Here is a 19,475-nt window from a genome sequence, read left to right as displayed (position 1 = left end):
CACAGTTCGGAAGACGCCTCTCCTCCTCCCTGGCGTCAACCGTAACGAGAGCGGCGGCACTCCTCTCCTCCTCCCTGGAGTGTCGCTGCTCAACCGTATTCGGGCCCAGATGGCCCAGCACAGTTCGGAAGACGCCTCTCCTCCTCCCTGGCGTCAACCGTAACGAGAGCGGCGGCACTCCTCTCCTCCTCCCTGGAGTGTCGCTGCTCAACCGTATTCGGGCCCAGATGGCCCAGCACAGTTCGGAAGACGCCTCTCCTCCTCCCTGGCGTCAACCGTAACGAGAGCGGCGGCACTCCTCTCCTCCTCCCTGGAGTGTCGCTGCTCAACCGTATTCGGGCCCAGATGGCCCAGCATAGTTCGGAAGACGCCTCTCCTCCTCCCTGGCGTCAACCGTAACGAGAGCGGCGGCACTCCTCTCCTCCTCCCTGGAGTGTCGCTGCTCAACCGTATTCGGGCCCAGATGGCCCAGCATAGTTCGGAAGACGCCTCTCCTCCTCCCTGGCGTCAACCGTAACGAGAGCGGCGGCACTCCTCTCCTCCTCCCTGGGGTGTCGCTGCTCAACCGTATTCGGGCCCAAACGGCCCAGCACAGTTCGGAAGACGCCTCTCCTCCTCCCTGGCGTCAACCGTAACGAGAGCGGCGGCACGCCTTTCCTCCTCCCTGGGGTGTCGCTGCTCTACCTTCCCCCTCCTGGCGACACATCAAATTGCCACCCCCCGGCTTTCCCTTCCCGCAGCCAGACGCTAGACCGTATGGCAACAGCCGACACGCGGGCCCACCGGGGCGCGCCAGCAGATGGGAAGATCGAAATGGCGATGGAAAAGACCTTCGACGCGAGCGAGGCGGAACCCCGTCTCTACGAGGCATGGGAAGATGCGGGCGCTTTCCGCGCAGGCGCGAATGCCAGCCGCGAAGAGACATTCTGCATCATGATTCCGCCGCCCAACGTGACCGGGTCACTGCATATGGGCCACGCTTTCAACAACACGTTGCAGGACATCCTTGTCCGCTGGCACCGGATGCGCGGCTTTGACACGCTTTGGCAGCCCGGTCAGGACCATGCAGGCATTGCCACGCAGATGGTGGTTGAACGCGAACTGGCCAAGAATCAGCAACCCACCCGCCGCGAAATGGGCCGCGAGGCATTTCTGGAAAAGGTCTGGGACTGGAAGCAAGAGTCCGGCGGCACGATCATCAACCAGCTCAAGCGGCTTGGCGCGTCCTGTGACTGGGACCGCAACGCCTTTACCATGTCCGGTGCCCCGGGCGCCCCCGAGGGCCAGGGCGGCAATTTCCACGATGCCGTCATCAAGGTTTTTGTGGACATGTATAACAAGGGGTTGATCTATCGCGGCAAGCGACTGGTCAACTGGGATCCGCATTTCGAGACCGCGATTTCCGACCTGGAGGTCGAAAATATCGACACACCGGGCCATATGTGGCACTTCAAATACCCGTTGGCGGGCGGGGCCACCTATATCTACATCGAAAAGGACGAGGACGGGAACGTCATCCTCGAAGAGGAACGCAACTATATCGCCATCGCGACGACACGGCCGGAAACCATGCTGGGCGATGGCGCGGTTGCCGTTCACCCCTCGGACGAACGCTACAAGCCGATCATCGGCAAGCTGTGCGAAATCCCCGTGGGTCCGAAAGAACACCGCCGTCTGATCCCGATCATCACCGATGACTATCCCGACCCGCTGTTCGGTTCGGGCGCGGTCAAGATCACCGGCGCGCATGATTTCAACGACTACGCTGTCGCGGTGCGCAACAATATCCCGCTATACCCGCTGATGGACACCAAGGGCGCAATGCGCGCCGACGGGATGGCCTATGCCGAGGCGGCCGAGCTTGCGACGCAAATCGCCAGCGGCGATACCCCTGCCCCTACCGATACCACGCCGATCAACCTTGTCCCGGACGAGTATCGCGGGCTGGACCGGTTCGAGGCGCGCGACAAGGTGGTTGCCGCGATCAATGCCGAAGGTCTGGCGGTCATGTGTCCCAACCCCGACTACGTTCCCGATGCGCAGGCGGAGGACGGCCAGGAGGTCCCGGATCAAGTCCGGGACGCGACGATCCCCTTCGTCGAGAACAAGCCCATCATGCAGCCGTTCGGTGACCGGTCCAAGGTCGTGATAGAGCCGATGCTGACCGATCAGTGGTTTGTCGACACCGCCAAGATCGTCGATCCCGCGCTGGACGCCGTCCGCAAGGGCAAAGCGGGTGGCGGCACCGACATCCTGCCCGAATCCGACCGCAAGGTATATTTCAACTGGCTGGAGAATATCGAGCCGTGGTGCATTTCCCGCCAGCTTTGGTGGGGTCACCAGATCCCGGTCTGGTACGGGCTTGACCTTGAAGCGCAGGGCTTCCGCGACGATGAAGGCGACGGCGCGCTTGATCTGGTCGAGATGGGACGCCTTCTGCTTCAGCAACATCTCACACCGGGCAGCGAGCGTCTGCATTCCGCGCATGATTTCAATGCGGTCAAGGCGCAGTTCCTCGATGTGCTGGCGGGTCTGCCGCAGCCGCTGAACCACGCATCGGTTGTCGAAGTCGCAGACCGCGCCACAGCGGTGCATGAGCTGGCCACCAGCCTTGCCGAATACGAATCGACGCAAGATCCAACCCGGCTGATCTACCCGGTCTGGCGCGACCCCGATGTGCTGGACACATGGTTTTCCTCCGGTCTTTGGCCGCTCGGCACGCTGGGTTGGCCCGAAGAGACGCCGGAGTTGCAGAAATACTTCCCCACATCCGTGCTGATCACCGGGTTTGACATCATCTTCTTCTGGGTCGCCCGGATGATGATGATGCAATACGCGGTTGTCGGCGAAAAACCCTTCGACACGGTCTATGTCCACGCGCTTGTCCGCGACGAGAAGGGCAAGAAGATGTCGAAGTCTTTGGGCAATGTCCTCGACCCGCTGGACCTGATCGACGAATATGGCGCAGATGCGGTGCGTTTCACCCTCACGGCGATGGCCGCGATGGGCCGCGATCTGAAGCTTTCGACGCAGCGGATCGCGGGCTACCGGAACTTCACCACCAAGCTGTGGAACGCCTGCCGCTTTGCCGAAATGAACCATGTCTACGATATGTACAATTCGGACGTACAAAAGGGGCAAAAGCCCTCAAACTCCCACACCGTGAACCGCTGGATTGTCGGCGAAACCGCCAAGGTGCGCGAAGCCGTGGATGAGGCGCTCTCCAACTACCGATTCAACGACGCCGCCAACGCGCTTTATGTCTTTGTCTGGGGCAAGGTCTGCGACTGGTATGTGGAGTTTTCCAAGCCACTCTTCGACTCCGAAGATACTGAAATCGTTTCAGAAACCCGCGCCACAATGGCTTGGGTTCTGGATCAGTGTCTGGTCATGCTGCACCCGATCATGCCCTATATCACCGAAGAGCTTTGGGCCACGCTGACCAAGCGCGATGGCATGCTGGTCCACGCGGACTGGCCAGACTGGCAAGCCTCTGAACTGGTTGATAAAAACGCTGACCGAGAGATGAACTGGGTAATCTCCCTCATCGAAGGCATCCGCTCTGCCCGCGCGCAGATGAACGTGCCCGCAGGTCTGCATGTCACCCTTCTGGCAAGCCATCTCGACACCGCCGGACAAGCCGCGTGGAACAATAATGAGGCCCTGATCAAGCGTCTTGCGCGCGTTGAAAGCCTGACGAAAGTCAGCGCCTTTCCAAAGGGTTGCGCCGTGGTCCCAGCCGAAGGTGCCGTCTTCGGGATCCCCCTTGCCGACATCATCGACGTCGATGCCGAAAAGGCCCGGCTGGAAAAAACCCTGGGCAAACTTGCCAAGGAAATCGGCGGCATGAAGGGGCGGCTGAACAACCCGAAATTCCTCGCCAGCGCCCCCGATGAGGTGGTCGAGGAAACCCGAGGCAACGTCGCGCAGCGCGAAGAGGAGGAGGCCACACTCAAATCCGCGCTCGCCCGCCTCAACGAACTCTGACAGCGCCTAAGGCATTGAAATAAAACGGGGGCGGCGGATGATCGCCCCCTCACTTCTTCTTGGCAAAAATACTCAAAATCCGACATTGCTGCATAGTGCAGACGCCGATGAATGCGCGCTCACCCCCGCCAGAATCGCGCCGTGAACAGAACAAACACCACCAGAAGTTCCAACCGCCCCGCCAGCATGGCGAGGATCAGCACCCATTTGGCCACATCGTTCAGCGTCGCGAAATTACCTGCCGGACCAATAATGTCCCCCAGACCCGGACCGATATTCGCCAACGCCGTCGCCGCTCCCGACACCGACGTCACAAAATCCAGCCCGGTCATTCCCAGCGCGACAGACGTCAGCCCCAGCGACACGACAAAAATCACAAAAAACGACATCACCGAGTTGAGCACATCCTCGCCCACCGTTCGCCCGTCATAGCGCGGCAGAACGATTGCGTGGGGCGACCGGATTTTGCGCATCTGTGTGCGGATCGAGGCAATCAGGATCTGGTAGCGGAAAATCTTTACCGAACAGGCGGTTGAACCGGCACACCCGCCGATCAGGCCGATGAAGAAAAACATCGCAATCAGGAACGGCCCCCAGGTCATGTAGTCGACGCTGGAATAGCCGGTGCCCGAGATGATCGAGGTGATATTGAACAATGCTTCGCGGAAGGCCTGTTCCCAGTGATGCGGAAAAATCGACATTAGAACGCCGCTCGCGACCAGCACCAGCGCAAGGATCACGAAGAAGAAGCCACGCGCCTGCGCGTCCCTGTGCATCGCGCCGGTATGCCCGTTCAGCATCTGCACGTAGCGCACGAACGGAAGGGCTGCCATCACCATGAAGATCGACGCCACATATTCCATGGGGCCGGTAAATACCCCGAAAGATGCGTCATAATTGGCGAAGCCACCGGTGGATACGGTGGTCAGCGCGTGCACAGAGGCATCAAATGCGTTCATTCCCAGCACAAGGTAGCACAGCGCACAAAGCAGCGTCAGCGAGACATAGACCACCGAAATTTGTGACGCGATCTCGGTCGCGCGCGGCAGGATTTTCCCCATCGTCTCAAACGCTTCCGAACGGAAGATCTGCATGCCGCCGACCTTGAGTTCCGGCAGGAACACCATCGCCACAACGATGATGCCGATCCCGCCGAGCCATTGCAGCAATCCCCGCCACAACAACAACCCTTTGGGAAGCGTATCCAGCCCGGTGAACACCGTGGATCCGGTGGTGGTCAGCCCGGACATCGCCTCGAACAGGGCATCGACGAAACGCGCCTCCGTCTCGCCCAGCACAAAGGGAATGGCACCGAATAATGGCAGCGTCACCCAGACCCCGGTCGCCAGCAAGAATGTCTGCTGAATCGACAGGCCTTCCCGGACACCATTGGCACAGGCCAGCGCCGTCAACCCGCCCACGAATACCGTCAGCATCGCGCTTTCCGCGAAAACTGGCCATTGGCCACGGCCCTCGGCCATGTCCACCAGCATCGGCAGCAGCATGGTCAGGCCGAGCGCCACCACAAGGAGGCCGATGACATAAAGGACCGGACGGACGTCAAACATGGACCGCAGCGTTGGCTGCGGCCCGCGGGGAAGTCAAGCACCGGCGTGCCGTTCAAGCGCCGATAAGGTCACGAAAAACATAGCGTGGGATATCGTCGCGCCGCAGCCCCATGCGCGACAGTTCTTCGTCTGACTTCGCATCAAGCCGCGCCAGTTCCGTCATGCGCGCGCGCCGTTCGATATAGCCGTTGAACCCCTGCCCTGCAGCGGCAAGAAAGAGGTCGAGGGCATTCCGCAGTTGCGGAGACATGAATTTGATACTGAGAGTTTGCGGTGTCGGCATTGGAAACCTCTTCGTTAGATTTGGTTTCCTCCCATGCTGATCAATATAGCATGAAACCGGTCTTGATCCCGCATCCCGGCAGGATCAGAGACAATCTGTTGCTGCATTGCAGCATCAGATTGTCTTAACCGACGTGGAACAGTGTGTTGAATAATTTCGGATCCAGGCTGTCGGCCTTGAAGGTTTCGCCTTCTGTCAGGATCGAGACAGCATCGTGGCTGTGCAGGCTTTCCTGATGGCTGGCAATCACCCGATAGTCACCAATCCGCGCATCCGCCGTCAGCTGCTCTGCAAACAGCCGTGCCGCATCCTCGACAAAGATCGGATTGGCGGCGTTGAGTTCAGCGAATGCCTGTTCATCCTCACGTTTGACCATGACCTGCGTTTCGGTGGGCACGGCGCGGCGGCACATGTCGATCAAATCCTCGAACCACAGACAATCGCCTTTCCGCACCTCAACGGAAATCCGCGCCACGGAGCGTTGCGAATGGGGTGTCGCAAGCTGTCCACGGGCGCGCCGGGCATGTTCGCTAAGTTCCAGCGAACAGGGACAGGTTGACGAATAGAGATAATCGAGATGCATGATCTTGTTGCGTACGCCGTCACGTTCAACCAGTTCCAGCGCCAGATCGTAATATTGATAGCCGGACAGTCCGGACCGAAGGCTTTCTATCTTCACGGGAAAGCTGAACCGCATCTGAATGCGCGCGTCAAAGCTCTCAAGGTCAGTCTTGTAATCGTCAAGTGCCGCTTCGATCACCTCGAAACTGAAGGTTTTTTCCGCGTGGCCATAGAAGGACCGCATGATGCGGCTCATATTGATACCCTTCTTGTCGGCCTCCAGACTGACGGTTCCAGTGACACTTGTTTCCAGCGTCAAATCGCCGTTGTCGCGCGTGTGGTAACGCAAAGGCAGGCGAAAATTGGAAATCCCGACATGCTGGATCGCACGTTTGGCACCACGAATCAGCGCCGCAGGGCCGTTTTGCAGATCCGGCAGGCTGGCTTTGTAGGCTTCATCGACGACAAAATCCTGAGGGTAGAGATTGGACATCTGCGGCTGGTCTGCCTCGCCAATCAGCCGGGCAACGGCCGGGTCCATCGAAGAAAGATCTTCCTTCGATGCATTGGCCGCCCAAAGGCGCAGTGCGGCCAGCGCGGCCTGTGCCTCTTCGCGGGTCAGATCAGTCGGGACGTCGGACAGGTGCACGTTCATGTCACCACCTTTCGGAGTGTTGCCCCATCTACTTAGGCGTTATGAGACCGGATTTCCAATTCCTTTAAGTAAACTTTTTTTAATCAGACTATGTCACACATTTCAAACCCGGTCTTTTCAGCGGGGACTGATACAGCGGTAATAGCCCCGCGCGGTGTCGGTCAGACTGCCTCCAACGCTTGCAACAGATCGTCAATCAAATCCTGCGGGTCTTCGATTCCCACGGAAAGACGAATCAATCCCCGGCTGATCCCCAGTTCGGCACGCTGTTCCTCGGTCAATCGTTGATGAGTCGTCGTCGCGGGATGGGTCACGATAGATTTTGCATCGCCAAGGTTGTTGGAGATTATGATGATCTCCAACGCATTGAGCAGCCGAAAGCTCTCCTCCTGCCCGCCCTTCAACTCAATGGCCAGCATGGTGCCGCCCGCACCCATCTGGCTTTGCACCAGATCGTATTGCGGATGCGAGGCGTGTCCCGGATAGACCACGCCTGCCAGCTTTGGATGATTTTGAAGGGCCTCTGCAATGGCGCCAGCACTCTGCGTCTGCGCCCGCACCCGCAGGTCGATGGTTTCCAATCCCTTGAGCATGACCCAGGCGGTGAATGGCGACATCGAGCCGCCGGTGTGTTTCATGTAGGGTTCAACTGTCTTGCGGATGTATTCCTTGCTGCCGAGGATCACCCCGCCCAGCGTCCGGCCCTGCCCGTCAATATGCTTGGTCCCCGAATAGATCACCACGTCCGCACCCAGATCCAGTGCGCGCGAGTAGACCGGCGTGGCGAAGACGTTGTCGACCACCACAAGCGCGCCGACCGCATGGGCCAGTTCCGACACCGCCGCGATGTCGATGATTTCCAGCGTCGGGTTGGACATCGATTCGAAGAACACCGCCTTGGTGTCGGGACGGATCGCCGCGCGCCACTGGTCCAGATCAGTGCCATCCACCAATGTGACCTCGACCCCGAAGCGGGTGAGGATGTCGTCCACGATATAAAGGCATGACCCGAACAGCGCGCGCGCCGACACAAGGTGATCGCCGGCTTGCAGCATGCTTGTCAGCGCACCATTGACGGCCGCCATGCCGCTGGCCGTGGCAAAGGCATCCTCGGCACCTTCCAGAAGCGCGATGCGTTCTTCGAACATCCGCACTGTGGGATTGCCATACCGCGCATAGATAAACTCGTCGTCACCTGCTTTGATGAACCGCGCTTCGGCATCCTCGGCGCTGTCATAGACAAACCCTTGCGTCAAAAAGATCGCTTCGCTGACCTCGTTATACTGGCTGCGACGGGTGCCGCCATGCACGAGGTTTGTGCGGGTTCTGCGTGATCGTGTCATTGTCCTGTCCTTTTGCGGCACCGCTGCGCCGCCCATGAAAAAACCCCAGACGCGGCCAAGCGAAAGGGGTCTCCTTCATCCTGACCTTTTAGCGGCATATTTTACGTGGCCCACAATCCGGTAACAAATCGCCACGCAGAGGCGTTTAAGTGCCGTTGCGCAACAGGTCAAGGCCGTCACGCAGGCTTAACGCAGGTTTCACGGATGTGTCGTATGTCTGGGTTAGCTGCTGCCCACAAGATGTAGTGGAGGCCTGAAATGACCCATTTGAGCGTTACTGCCCATGAAGACCGCCCGCTGATTCACAGCACGGCAAACTGCCCGCGCCCGGACCTTGCGCGCGCCCTTGAGGCCGACCTCGGCCCGGTGATCATTTCGATCCATGGCTACCGCTATGCGCCCGGTCATGCCCGGCATTGTCCACATGGATCGCTTCTGTCCCTGAAACCTCGCTCGCGCGGACCGCGCACCATCAGCTGGCCGCGCCACCTTGGCTTTGGCCGCAACGATCCGCAGGAAGGCCTGTCGGTTGGCTTCGGCTGGCAGGCACGCAACGGGTTTCGTCAGGGCTATCACGACGCAGAGGTTGCGGGCCGCGCACTCGCCCGGTTGGTCGATGACATCGCCTCGCTTGATCCCGCACGGCCAATCCAGTTCTTCGCGCATTCGCTTGGGGCGCGTGTCGCATTGCGCGCGCTGCGGCATGTCCGCCGGGGGCAGATCGGCCGTATGATCCTGATGGCCGGGGCTGCCTACATTTCCGAGACGGAGAACCTGCCGGACACAAGCGAGATCGTCAACGTCACCACGCGCGAGAACGACTTGTTCGATCTGCTCTTTGAAACCGCGATCCGTCCGCACACCCCCGGCGATCGGGCCTTGGGACATGGGCTGAACGCCGCCAACATGCTGAACCTGCAACTGGACCAGCCCGCTACGCTGGACGCGCTGGAAAGTCTTGGCTATCGTATCGCGCCTCCGGTCCGACGCGTCTGTCATTGGTCACCCTACCTGCGCGGCGGGGTGTTTCCGCTGTACCGCGCATTGCTGCGCAGCCCCGAGGCGCTGCCGCTCGCGACATTGCGCGCATACCTTCCCCAGACCGCAGATCCGCATTGGTCACGGCTTTTTCAACCCTTCCCGATACGTCTGCCCTTGCCCTTCCCGCGACAAACCACATGATGCGTCCCCAAACGGAGGATGCAATGACCGCTTCAATCGACCTGTATTACTGGCCCACGCCGAACGGGTGGAAGGTTTCCATCGCGCTGGAAGAAATGGGGCTGCCGTATCAGACCCACCTGATCAATATCGGCAAGGGCGACCAGTTTGACCCGGATTTCCTGAAAATCGCGCCCAACAATCGCATGCCCGCGATCACGGATCCCGACGGGCCGGATGGGGCGCCGATCTCGATCTTCGAATCGGGTGCCATCCTGCAATACCTTGCCCGCAAGACCGGTACATTCTGCGGAGCCGATGAGCGCGCGCGCATCGTCGTGGATCAGTGGTTGATGTGGCAGATGGGCGGTCTGGGTCCGATGGCGGGTCAGGCGCATCATTTCCTGAAATACGCCCCCAGCATGGAGCCGCCACAAGAGCTTCCCTACGCGCAGGACCGCTATCGCAACGAAACCAAGCGGCTTTACCAAGTGCTGAACAAGCAACTGTCCGAAAATGAATTTGTGGCAGGGCCCGATTACAGCATCGCGGATATGGCGATCTGGCCATGGGCGTCGCTGTGGGAGGGTCAGCAACAGACGCTGGACGACAAACCCCACCTCGCCCGCTGGTTGGAAACGGTGGGCAGTCGGCCTGCTGTGCAACAGGGACAAGGGTTGCATGCAGACCTGCGCGATGCCAAGCAGGACGACGACGAAAAGCGCGAGTCTCAGAAGGTTCTTTTCGGCCAGAAGTGAAGGGTTTGTTTTGGACAGGCAATCCCTGGCGCGCGGCCCGATGCGCCGTGAGCTTTGCCTGTCGCTTCGGATAACGCGCCCGCACCGGAAAGTTCCATCGCAATCAGGCGGGCGGTTAGGTCCGAAGATCCGTCCATGCTGTCCCGATTTCTGGCGCGTCCGGGTGACGAACCCTTCGCCTGTTTCTAACGCGCGACCGGGCGTGTCCTCGGCAATATTCTAAGGTGCCAGAAACCTGACACCGGGCATGCGCGCTATTTGAATAGCGTCATGCTCGTAAATCTCGGTCAGTTTCTCAACCAGCGCATCGGTCCATCCCGGCAGGTCAAGCTCTTCTTCAAGCGCCCCTTCGATGGCAAATTCTTCAAGAAAAGCCACCATCACCAAGCGCTTCTCCTCTTCGCCGATATGCGGATGATCCGCCAGATAATTGCGAAACCTTTTCATGCCCTTCTGGCTCATTATTTCGGCCAACAGGGTGAACCCGCCAGTAATCTTTTCGTTGGGTTGGAAACCGGCCATTGCGCGGATGATTTCGGCCCAGATCAATGGGCTGTCTTCGTTGCACCAAACCGTAATGGGCATGTCTGGCAAGGTATTTCGGATACGTTCGATCAGATCGGACCACCGGAAATGCTGTGCATCGAACCCGCCGGTCAGTTCGACCAGCGCCTCGAACGGCGATGCGTGGAACAGAGCGGGCAGAAAGCTTGCCGGGTTGCGCAGCGCCAGAAACAACTCCACCTGATCGCCGTCAAACAGACGCGTCATCGTTTCCAGCCGGCGTTCCGCCTTGCGATAGAACCGTCCGCCGGAAAGCGCCAGCTTGGGCACACAAAACAGGTTTTCGTGGCTCAGCAGAACCCGTTCAACGCTGTCAGGCTCTTCGTCGATCAGCAGATCAAACATCACATCGCGGGCGTCTTCGGCGGCATCGGCATCTTCGAGTTTGTTGAGAACCGTCGGCAAGAGATGCCGATAGCGGCTCGGTGACGGGATCACCACACCGCGCGGCAGAAATCTATCGACATTCGTCAGCAGGCATTTGACCAGCCTGCCTTCATCGGTGCAATGCGCACCGGGATGGAGGATTACCCGCATTTTGCCTGTCGGTCTTTCGATTGCCTGCGCGCTGCACTATAAGCTGTTTGCCGGACGTTGAAACCGCTTATCGAGACTCCCTCCGATGACCTTCGCCAATTCCGCTGACAGAGCTTCGGCCCGCCCCGTGCGCAGCCGCTTTTTCAATCCGTGGTCGTTTGGCGCGGTCCTGATCGCGGCGATCGTGCTGACCCCGATTGTGGCCGTGTTGTGGATCGCGGCCTTCCCGACCGATAACATCTGGCCACACCTGCTGTCGACCACCCTGCCCCGCTATGTCTCCAACACCTTGGTGTTGATGCTGTCCGTCGGGCTTCTGACTGCAATGGTCGGCACCGGGGCGGCGTGGCTGGTCGCGCGCTATGATTTTGTCGGGCGGCGCTGGCTGGAATGGTTGCTGCTGTTGCCATTGGCGATACCCGCTTATGTCGGTGCCTATGCCTTGGTCGACTTTCTGGAATATGCGGGACCGGTGCAAACCGCGCTGCGCGAGTTGATAGGTTGGCAAACTTCGCGGGATTACTGGTTCCCGCAGATACGCAGCACGGGTGCCGCGATCATCGTTCTGGCGGCGGCGCTATATCCTTATGTCTACCTGCTGACGCGGGCCGCCTTTCGCGAACAGTCCGGCAGCGCCGAAGAGGTCGCACAGTCTTTGGGCGCAGGCGCATTGAAACGCTTCTGGCGCGTGGGACTGCCAATGGCGCGTCCGGCCATCGCTGCCGGCGTGGCCATCGTGATGATGGAGACCGTCAATGATTTCGGCACGGTCGATTATTTTGCCGTGCAAACCCTGACCACGGGGATTTTCAGCGTCTGGCTGGAAAGCAACAATGCCGGCGGTGCGGCCCAGATCGCCAGCGTGGTTCTGGCGCTTGTGATTATCCTCGTGACGCTGGAAAAGGTGTCGCGGCGCAAGCTGCGGTTTTTTAACTTGTCGACCCGCTTTCGGCCCGTCGCGCGGGCTCAACTGACTGGCATTCACGGGTTTCTGGCGCTTGCAGCCTGCCTCGTTCCGTTTCTGATGGGGTTTGTCTTGCCAACTGCGGTCATCCTGTCACATGCTCTGGCCAATGCGGAAGAATGGCGAAATCCGGCGCTGATCCGCGCCACGCTCAACACGCTCACCGTAGGTGGGCTTGCGGCATTCTTCACGGTGCTGGCGGGGTTGTTTCTGGTCTACAGTGTGCGCCTGTCCGGACGGTCCTTGCCACGGCTGCTGCTGCCCGTCACGACCATCGGCTATGCCGCCCCCGGTGCCGTGCTGGGCGTCGGCATCCTGATCCCACTGGCGCTGGCAGACCATGCGCTGGCCGATACGGTCGAGACACTGACCGGCCGCGACATCGGCTTGGTGATGACCGGATCTGCCTTCGCACTGATTCTCGCCTATTGCGTTCGGTTTTTCGCCATCGCCCAAGGTGCGGCAGATGCGGCGATGGGCAGGGTCTCGCCCAATCTTGCCCTGGCTGCGCGGTCGCTGGGACGCAATAACGCGCAGGTTCTGGGGGCCGTCTATGTTCCGCTGATTCGCGCTTCCGTCGCGTCTGCCCTGCTGCTGGTCTTCGTCGATTGCGTCAAGGAACTGCCGGCGACATTGCTGCTGCGCCCCTTCAACTATGACACTCTGGCAACCCGCGTCCACGAGCAGGCAAGCCTTGAAAACCTGGGCGATGCAAGCCCCGCCGCCCTGCTGGTGATCCTGGTCGGCCTCTGCGCTGTGGGGTTGCTGGCACGGGCCAACAAATGACGCGTAAAAGTACTTGCAGCCCCGTCAAACCCGCATTATTGGTCCCGTCAGTGCCCCTATAGCTCAGCTGGTAGAGCAACTGATTTGTAATCAGTAGGTCCGCGGTTCGAGTCCGTGTGGGGGCACCATACATCTATATTAAGTATATGAATTTTAGAGGTATTTCGTAACCTCTCACGAAAATATCCCCCCAAATATCCACCCTTCGGTTTTTGGCATACTAGCCTTGGTGTCTGATGTCATTCGCCTTAGCTAAGCAGCGTTTCCAGCATAAAGGCGGAGAACTGAGCTACTCCCGAAAATCGGACAGTGTCCCAACTCGACGCGCTCTGGGATGAACCCTTCCCCGCTGAGCAGGCACGCATCCTAGCGCTGCTGGTCGAGCGGATCGGCATTGGCACCGATGGCCTGAATGTCCGTCTCCGGATGGACGGCCTGACCGCACTGACGCAGGAAATGATGGCCGATGTTGGAGCGGGAGCATGACCGCGCGAAACCAGTCCCAAAAACGGTGACAGTGCACATCTCGTTCTGCCTCGTGAAGCGCGGCGGCCGAAAGGAGATGCAGATGCCGAATGGGACATCTAGCCAACGCAAGTCCGACAATACGCTGATCAAGGCGCTGGCGCGAGCGTTCCGCTGGAAGAGGTTGCTGGAGTCGGGCGAGTTCACAACCATCGCTGAACTGGCCGAGCGCGAGGGGATCGCGCTATCCTACATGACCCGTATTCTGCGCCTGACCCTGCTGGCTCCGGACGTCGTCGAGGCGATTCTGGATGGGACGCAGGTGCCCGAATTGGCGTTGAGTCGGCTGCTTGAGCCATTTCCGGTGGACTGGCAAAAACAGTCGGAACACTTTAGTAGCAGCCCAAACTGACGGCCACGGTTGAGTTCGTGCCGCGCTGCGTTATTCCAAGCGCAAGTGCAGCTGCATTTCAGCACAACTCCAAGACAATCCGCCCGTTCACCGTCATCCGCAAGGCAGCTGCCAAGACAGCCCGACCTTCGAACCTATCGGTGGCGCAACGGACTCTTGGCTCACCTCAGATGTTCATGCTTTATTCCGCGATTCTTGTTATTCCATCTAAATCGAAAGCTAGATATGGTGCCATGATGAGGGGTTTACACATGCATAAAACACCAAGAAGTTTCAGCTTCATCGATCTTTTCGCCGGTATCGGAGGTTTACGCGTTGGTTTTGAAGCGGCTGGTGGAACCTGTGTGTTCACCAGCGAGTGGAACCGCTTCTCGCAAGAAACCTACTCCGCGAATTTCGGTGACCACCATCCACTCACTGGCGACATCACGGAGATTCGGGAAACAAATATTCCAGCTCACGATGTCCTGCTTGCTGGCTTCCCATGTCAGCCTTTCAGCATCGCTGGGGTGAGCAAGAAGAACTCACTGGGCCGTGCACACGGCTTTCTGGATCATAACGATGGAAGCGTGTAAGATCCCAGATGTTGCAGGTGACTGGAATGCCATCAATCTTGCCCGCAAGAACCGCGTCTGTCCTGGCACTATAGGTCGCGTTGGTCATGAGAATGAGTTTGATCTTCGTTATGGATGACCACGCCGATGTAATAATTGAGGCGGCACCTGCTTCAGCACTCCCCTCGATCAGGTCCGCCCGGAAGGCAGCCCGACGCGCGGCAGCGACAAAGTTGATTAGGTGGCCGAAGGCCTTCTTGGCATCGCTTGCATTGATCTTAACCGCTGCGTCTCCATCATGAAAATCGCTGACGATGACGCTAAGTATACCCTCGGACTCACGCGGGTCTCCGCCAATCCCGTCGAGCCTTACGGTCTTGCCCTGACTGCTGGCGAGAAACGTAACCCGGTCAGCGGTCGCAATTTCACCTTCTGCTTCCAGGAGGGCAGCCATCCGTTCAAAAAATGCGTCAGCCTGCGAAATACCACTTGCTGATGCTTCTTCAGTGACTTCGCCAACGACGGACCTATTGAATTCGATCAGTTCATCCAATTCGTTTCATCTCCTGATCAATGCCACCGTTCTGCGCGCCCGTTTCATTGCTCGCCGAAACCAAGCGTCTGTTCGTAGCTCCTGAAAAGAACCACCAATACCGTCGTACTCTCCCTTGATAAGGTCAAGGTCACAACCACCATCCACTGTGGAGATAACCACCTCGAGATGAGCCAATGACACGACAGATTTGGTTTTTCTGCGACCACCTCATTACTGCTTACCAACATGCGGCTCATTGCCGAAGACATCAGCGTGTAAACCGACGGCGAAGCTGAAGAAAATGGTAGGCGGTCTGTTGTTGCCATCTCTTTTTTTGCTGATGTCCCCAGCGCCTGCATCTCACGTCAATGCCTTCAAGCCAAGTGACGTCGTCAAAAGGAGTGAGGTTCGAACCGGGTCGCTTAACGCGGTCGAGACCGACATCGAAGTGCTCGCCCGCACCCCTCGAAATACAACACGTTTTCAATATCTTACGGAAATTTCACCAAATCGCTGCAGGCAACAGGTCGGGAGAACATGGGCCCGGAGAGAACACCTCGGGCTCTTTTGGCCCCATCTCCGGTGCTCAGACCCTCCTGCATAACCCTCGAAAACAACGGAAAAATCCGGCCACGGCCGGATCAGGAGAACGCTTTCGCGGGGGCAAGTGGCGGAGGGGATGGGCCTGCGGTCCAACCTTCTCCATGCAAGATGCTGATGTGTCGCCTTGTTTCTGCACCATCCGCATGCTTCAAATGCTTCTGCATACATTGAGCGTCCGGTAATCAATTGAATCTTCAAGAATCCAGCCTGTCTTCGTCTCCTACAGCACGGACCGACACGCAACAATTTCGATCAAGTCTTGTTCGCCTGCCTTTCTTGGCGAATATCGAACGTTTGGTGGAAGATCGAGGGTTTGGATTTGCGAGGTGTGAGTTCGAAGATGATGAGTTCTTCTTCCATGTAACCTCGAACTTTGCGGGCCAACGAGATTTCGAAGCAATTAATGTTGGCGATCTGCTGCTGTGCCAAATTGGGTCTAGGGCAAAGGAGCCTGCCCGACGATGCATCGTGCAATGGGCACGCGCGGAAGATTTGGATTGGGGTGAGCTAGAAGTACCCGCTTGCCAAGCCGATCTTGATGCCTACAGACTTGAAGTTCTCAAAGCGCGCTCCCTCAAGCAGATTCATCAACTGATGGAAGCAAAATGGTATGTAAAACAATGGGATGAGCAGGCTCCCTCTGATCTGCGTGACCCATTGCTGGGTGCCAGCTGGTTGAGATTGATTTCAGACCTGGACACCGAGAAGCTGGGGTGGGCGCAGCTGGAAGAAATTCTGGAATCTTGCCGTTTTGATTTTCCAGAAATGATTGATCCGGCGAGTTCGAGGTGTTCGGTTTCAGATCTGCTGGAATATTTCTCTCCCGCTCAATTGAGCGCGCTTGGTGAGCCGCAGAAAAAATGGCTTTCCTCCTCATGGGCATCTCCGCCAAGGGTTTCTGAAACGCATATTTCTGACGGAAAACCAAAACGAAGGCTTGATGACAACGACAGAGCTGCCATTCTGGAATGGTTTATTCTGCGTCGTGTCAACGATCAGTTCGATCACAGTCACCTAGAATGGTTTGAAGGCCAGAACGCCTATGAAGCCATAGCCGCGCAGCGAATTCTGAGGCGCAATCTTCGACTTCCGAGCGCGCTCCGTGACTGGATGATGACCCTAGCGGAAAATACTCTCTTGGACCAAGCCTGCTGTGACGAGCTTGCGGTGCAGGACCCGGCTGTTGCGCCGAGACTGTTTGGGCGGCTTTCGAGTGCGGCAGAGCACAAGGTTCGAACCGGCTGGAAGCAGGATCTCTCGCCTCTCGTCGCCGCGCTTGCGGATCGCCCCGATGTCTTGGATAGCCTTGTCCACCACTGTGTGCTGGCCATCGACCTTGAAACCGATGGGGAAAACATATGGGAAGTTGGGTGCTCTGGGTCGGGTCCGACACAGCGACTGCACGATGCGGCAGTCGGGACGGATTTCGACTCGGCGCTGGCAGACCTGGTCCAACGGCTGCAACACACCACACTGGTCGTGGGTCATAACATCCTGGCGTGGGACTGGCCGATCCTTTCCGCCCGTTTGCCTCCAGACTCTGCGCCGCTGATCTGGGATACGATGCTTGTTCAGTTTTTGCTGGATCCTTTAGCGCGGTCTCATGCGCTTGGAGGGGCACATCATGCCGAGGGCGATGCAGAGGCAACACTTGCGCTATTTGCCCAGCAGATGCGGATGCTGCCGCCCGAACTCACGGCTAGAATCCTTGCAGGGCAGTTCAGCGACACGGCAGAGTTGTTCAGCGCGATTTGCCCACCCCTTGCCTCTGCTGCATACTTGGTAAGGTCACGCCCGGAATATTTAATTGCCACTGAGCAAAATCCTGTCGAGCTCGTGCTGTTACCAGACCACGAACTAACGGCCATTGACTGGGTGCCAGATGTTTCCGTGGTGTCGGCTAATCCCGACGAAAGGCTTCCGAGAGAGCAATGGCAAATTGATATCGAACTCCTGGATCGCGACCTGAAGGAAGCTTTTGCGCAGTCCCCCATTGCCCACGTGCTCTTGGCGATCTGCCAGCGGGCACAAGCGGAGAAAATCGCCCTACGGCGGACAATGTTGCCCCCGTGGCTGATTGAGGGTTTGGAAGGTCTTTCCGAGGCCATCGACGGCGGGAGCTTTGTCCCCGCCATAGAAGGAAAAGTTTGCGTGGCGCCGATTCCGCGAGCTTCCTCGTGGTGGTCAGAGGTCGATGGGTCGAGCTTCCGTGCGATGCTGCCCGAAGGTCGCTTCGTTATCGTGGATCGCCAAACGGTTAAACCGGGGCAGACAGACTTGGAAGGCGTCTCTCGATATGCGCCCCTGGTCAAAATTACGGAACCCGGCGCTGAATTGTGGCTCAAACGGGACAGTGCGGCTCAGCGTCTCGATGTCAGCGGCAGTTGGCGGAGTTTCCGGACCATCCGGGTGCCAACCGCAACCCAAGTGGTCAAACCTCCGGCATCGGCCTTGACGATGCGGCCGTTTCTCGCTGTGCGGCAGTATCCGGGGTTGTTTCCCGGCTCCGCTGACCAGGCGTCCTACTGGACGGGGGTTATCGAGGCATTCTGCGCAATCCGTCGCGACGACGCTATTCCTATTCTTCTCGTCGCCAGTTCCACAAGTTCGGCCTTGATGCGGATCCTGAGCGCGGCATGTGCTGAAATCGGGCTTGGCGAGATGTGCCCGCCCCATCGTAGTCGGCGTGAGCATCTGCGGCGGGCGGCCAGCCGCAACTTTGCCATTGTCGACACAATTGACCGATGGCGGGACTGGCAGCGTCTTGCAGCGACCCTCGACGTAAAACTTCTCCCGGTCGTCGAAGCCTTGCCACTCGAAGAATGGTTCGCTCTGGCTGATGCCGAAACAAGCGACAACGTGGTGAATTCCAAGGAAACACGCGCAGCCCCCGTCGCCGAAAAAAACGCCGTTCCAGAGGGAAGTATACTTGAGACCGCCCCGGCACTTGTCGGGCGTTTCCTGGAGTTCTGGCTGAAGGAAGCCGGCCTGAACGAGTCAATACACGCTCCCATGCTGCTGGACGCCCGTGCTGAGGTGTCAAACTTCGAATTGCTCGCCTTCGTGGAAAAGCATCCTTTGCCGGATGGGCCTTTACGAAAGGAGGACCGCAAGCGGCTGCAGTTGGCATTCGAACCGCTGCAAGTCCAACGGGAAGGCGCGCCGTCCGACCTCGCAACCATGGAGCAATTTCTTGTCACCAATTGGCAGCCTCCGGGCAAGTCGGGCGGCAATGCGGTCAGCGGCTTCAAACCTACCCAGAAGGAGGCCATGGAGGCAATACGCACACGCGCCAGCGATGTCATGGTCGCCTTGCCGACGGGGGAAGGCAAATCTGTGCTTTTCCAAGTTCCGTCCCTCTGCCGAGGATTGCGCAACCGTCGATTGACGCTCGTGATATCGCCACTCAAGGCGCTCATGCAGGATCAGGTCGCAAGACTTCACGAACAGGGCTTTGCGGAATCGGTTGACTACGTAAACAGTGACCGGCCCCGCTTCGAACTGGCTGAGGTGCTTCAAGGTGTACTCGATCATCGGATCGTGTTGCTCTACGTGGCGCCGGAGCGTCTGCGAAATGCTGCGTTTCTCGATGTCCTTCGCCGACGTATGGAAGCGGATGAAGGACTCGAATATGTTGTCTTTGACTGTCTGTCGTCATATAAAATGGGACATCAGAGCGGCTTGAACATTGGAGGCTCTGGTTCGGTTGTTTGATTGATTATGCTGCTTGTTTTTGATG

15 protein-coding genes, 1 tRNA gene and 1 riboswitch are annotated in these 19,475 nt (G+C 58.5%); of the genes, 9 read left to right on the top strand and 7 right to left on the bottom strand.

What is annotated here, in order from left to right; genetic code table 11:
• The first annotated feature begins 813 nt into the window (after positions 1 to 813).
• A complete protein-coding gene (locus B8991_RS12340) occupies positions 814 to 3,987 on the top strand; it encodes a valine--tRNA ligase (RefSeq protein WP_084353299.1) in 3,174 nt (1,057 codons plus the stop codon).
• A 119-nt stretch (positions 3,988 to 4,106) separates the two neighbouring features.
• Here the strand turns inward: B8991_RS12340 and B8991_RS12335 are convergent, their stop codons facing one another.
• The 4 genes from B8991_RS12335 to metZ all read right to left on the bottom strand — a co-directional run bounded on the left by B8991_RS12335 (position 4,107) and on the right by metZ (position 8,397).
• Positions 4,107 to 5,555 (bottom strand): TrkH family potassium uptake protein, encoded by a 1,449-nt coding sequence (locus tag B8991_RS12335; protein ID WP_084353298.1) that lies wholly within the window; start codon positions 5,553 to 5,555, stop codon positions 4,107 to 4,109.
• Positions 5,556 to 5,607: 52 nt separating this feature from the next.
• Positions 5,608 to 5,805 carry a hypothetical protein gene (locus B8991_RS12330; RefSeq protein WP_084353378.1) on the bottom strand — a complete coding sequence of 66 codons (198 nt, stop codon included), beginning with the start codon at positions 5,803 to 5,805 and terminating at the stop codon, positions 5,608 to 5,610.
• 157 nt (positions 5,806 to 5,962) lie between these two features.
• Positions 5,963 to 7,054, bottom strand: coding sequence for a GTP cyclohydrolase FolE2 (gene folE2 / locus B8991_RS12325; RefSeq protein WP_084353297.1), 1,092 nt, complete (start codon positions 7,052 to 7,054; stop codon positions 5,963 to 5,965).
• 161 nt (positions 7,055 to 7,215) lie between these two features.
• Positions 7,216 to 8,397, bottom strand: coding sequence for an O-succinylhomoserine sulfhydrylase (gene metZ, locus B8991_RS12320; protein ID WP_084353377.1), 1,182 nt, complete (start codon positions 8,395 to 8,397; stop codon positions 7,216 to 7,218).
• Between the two features lie 68 nt (positions 8,398 to 8,465).
• Positions 8,466 to 8,542: riboswitch (SAM riboswitch) on the bottom strand.
• Positions 8,543 to 8,655: 113 nt separating this feature from the next.
• On the opposite strand from metZ, the gene B8991_RS12315 reads away from it, so the two are divergent.
• Positions 8,656 to 9,579 (top strand): alpha/beta hydrolase, encoded by a 924-nt coding sequence (locus B8991_RS12315; protein WP_084353296.1) that lies wholly within the window; start codon positions 8,656 to 8,658, stop codon positions 9,577 to 9,579.
• Positions 9,580 to 9,602: 23 nt separating this feature from the next.
• The gene (locus B8991_RS12310) at positions 9,603 to 10,316 is read left to right on the top strand and encodes a glutathione S-transferase N-terminal domain-containing protein (protein WP_084353295.1); all 714 of its coding nucleotides are present in this window, start codon (positions 9,603 to 9,605) and stop codon (positions 10,314 to 10,316) included.
• 219 nt (positions 10,317 to 10,535) lie between these two features.
• Here B8991_RS12310 and B8991_RS12305 read toward each other — a convergent pair whose 3' ends face one another.
• Positions 10,536 to 11,417 (bottom strand): hypothetical protein, encoded by an 882-nt coding sequence (locus B8991_RS12305; protein WP_084353294.1) that lies wholly within the window; start codon positions 11,415 to 11,417, stop codon positions 10,536 to 10,538.
• An 85-nt stretch (positions 11,418 to 11,502) separates the two neighbouring features.
• On the opposite strand from B8991_RS12305, the gene B8991_RS12300 reads away from it, so the two are divergent.
• The 5 genes from B8991_RS12300 to dcm all read left to right on the top strand — a co-directional run bounded on the left by B8991_RS12300 (position 11,503) and on the right by dcm (position 14,619).
• Positions 11,503 to 13,167 (top strand): ABC transporter permease, encoded by a 1,665-nt coding sequence (locus tag B8991_RS12300; RefSeq protein WP_084353293.1) that lies wholly within the window; start codon positions 11,503 to 11,505, stop codon positions 13,165 to 13,167.
• Positions 13,168 to 13,219: 52 nt separating this feature from the next.
• A tRNA-Thr gene (locus B8991_RS12295) sits at positions 13,220 to 13,295 on the top strand.
• A gap of 181 nt (positions 13,296 to 13,476) precedes the next feature.
• Complete coding sequence (locus B8991_RS21115; protein WP_412780814.1) at positions 13,477 to 13,653, top strand: hypothetical protein; 177 nt, start codon at positions 13,477 to 13,479, stop codon at positions 13,651 to 13,653.
• Positions 13,634 to 14,044 carry a hypothetical protein gene (locus B8991_RS12290; RefSeq protein WP_084353292.1) on the top strand — a complete coding sequence of 137 codons (411 nt, stop codon included), beginning with the start codon at positions 13,634 to 13,636 and terminating at the stop codon, positions 14,042 to 14,044. The genes B8991_RS21115 and B8991_RS12290 overlap by 20 nt, the downstream gene beginning before the upstream one ends.
• 170 nt (positions 14,045 to 14,214) lie before the next feature.
• Positions 14,215 to 14,619 (top strand): DNA (cytosine-5-)-methyltransferase, encoded by a 405-nt coding sequence (gene dcm / locus B8991_RS12285; RefSeq protein ID WP_084353291.1) that lies wholly within the window; start codon positions 14,215 to 14,217, stop codon positions 14,617 to 14,619.
• On the opposite strand, the gene B8991_RS12280 is transcribed toward dcm, so the two are convergent.
• Positions 14,540 to 15,151, bottom strand: a complete 612-nt coding sequence (locus B8991_RS12280) for a hypothetical protein (RefSeq protein WP_179141485.1) — start codon at positions 15,149 to 15,151, stop codon at positions 14,540 to 14,542. The two genes, dcm and B8991_RS12280, sit on opposite strands and share 80 nt — an antisense overlap.
• 44 nt (positions 15,152 to 15,195) lie before the next feature.
• Positions 15,196 to 15,459: a hypothetical protein gene (locus B8991_RS21110; protein WP_179141484.1), complete on the bottom strand. Its 264-nt coding sequence runs from the start codon at positions 15,457 to 15,459 to the stop codon at positions 15,196 to 15,198.
• Positions 15,460 to 15,922: 463 nt separating this feature from the next.
• Between B8991_RS21110 and B8991_RS12275 the strand changes: the two genes are divergently transcribed.
• On the top strand, positions 15,923 to 19,450 hold the full coding sequence (locus B8991_RS12275) for a DEAD/DEAH box helicase (RefSeq protein ID WP_143514589.1): 3,528 nt from the start codon (positions 15,923 to 15,925) through the stop codon (positions 19,448 to 19,450).
• Positions 19,451 to 19,475 lie beyond the last annotated feature (25 nt).

The organism is Primorskyibacter flagellatus (assembly GCF_900176485.1).
GTDB classification, from domain to species: domain Bacteria; phylum Pseudomonadota; class Alphaproteobacteria; order Rhodobacterales; family Rhodobacteraceae; genus Primorskyibacter; species Primorskyibacter flagellatus.
This window is presented reverse-complemented; position numbering and strand designations above follow the sequence as displayed.

What these genes read in the sequence shown, in the direction of transcription:
- B8991_RS12340 (WP_084353299.1), top strand. Translation starts at nt 814, where the DNA reads ATGGCGATGGAAAAGACCTTCGACGCGAGCGAGGCGGAACCCCGTCTC.
- B8991_RS12335 (WP_084353298.1), bottom strand. Translation starts at nt 5,555, where the DNA reads ATGTTTGACGTCCGTCCGGTCCTTTATGTCATCGGCCTCCTTGTGGTG.
- B8991_RS12330 (WP_084353378.1), bottom strand. Translation starts at nt 5,805, where the DNA reads ATGTCTCCGCAACTGCGGAATGCCCTCGACCTCTTTCTTGCCGCTGCA.
- folE2 (WP_084353297.1), bottom strand. Translation starts at nt 7,054, where the DNA reads ATGAACGTGCACCTGTCCGACGTCCCGACTGATCTGACCCGCGAAGAG.
- metZ (WP_084353377.1), bottom strand. Translation starts at nt 8,397, where the DNA reads ATGACACGATCACGCAGAACCCGCACAAACCTCGTGCATGGCGGCACC.
- B8991_RS12315 (WP_084353296.1), top strand. Translation starts at nt 8,656, where the DNA reads ATGACCCATTTGAGCGTTACTGCCCATGAAGACCGCCCGCTGATTCAC.
- B8991_RS12310 (WP_084353295.1), top strand. Translation starts at nt 9,603, where the DNA reads ATGACCGCTTCAATCGACCTGTATTACTGGCCCACGCCGAACGGGTGG.
- B8991_RS12305 (WP_084353294.1), bottom strand. Translation starts at nt 11,417, where the DNA reads ATGCGGGTAATCCTCCATCCCGGTGCGCATTGCACCGATGAAGGCAGG.
- B8991_RS12300 (WP_084353293.1), top strand. Translation starts at nt 11,503, where the DNA reads ATGACCTTCGCCAATTCCGCTGACAGAGCTTCGGCCCGCCCCGTGCGC.
- B8991_RS12290 (WP_084353292.1), top strand. Translation starts at nt 13,634, where the DNA reads ATGTTGGAGCGGGAGCATGACCGCGCGAAACCAGTCCCAAAAACGGTG.
- dcm (WP_084353291.1), top strand. Translation starts at nt 14,215, where the DNA reads ATGTTCATGCTTTATTCCGCGATTCTTGTTATTCCATCTAAATCGAAA.
- B8991_RS21110 (WP_179141484.1), bottom strand. Translation starts at nt 15,459, where the DNA reads ATGGCAACAACAGACCGCCTACCATTTTCTTCAGCTTCGCCGTCGGTT.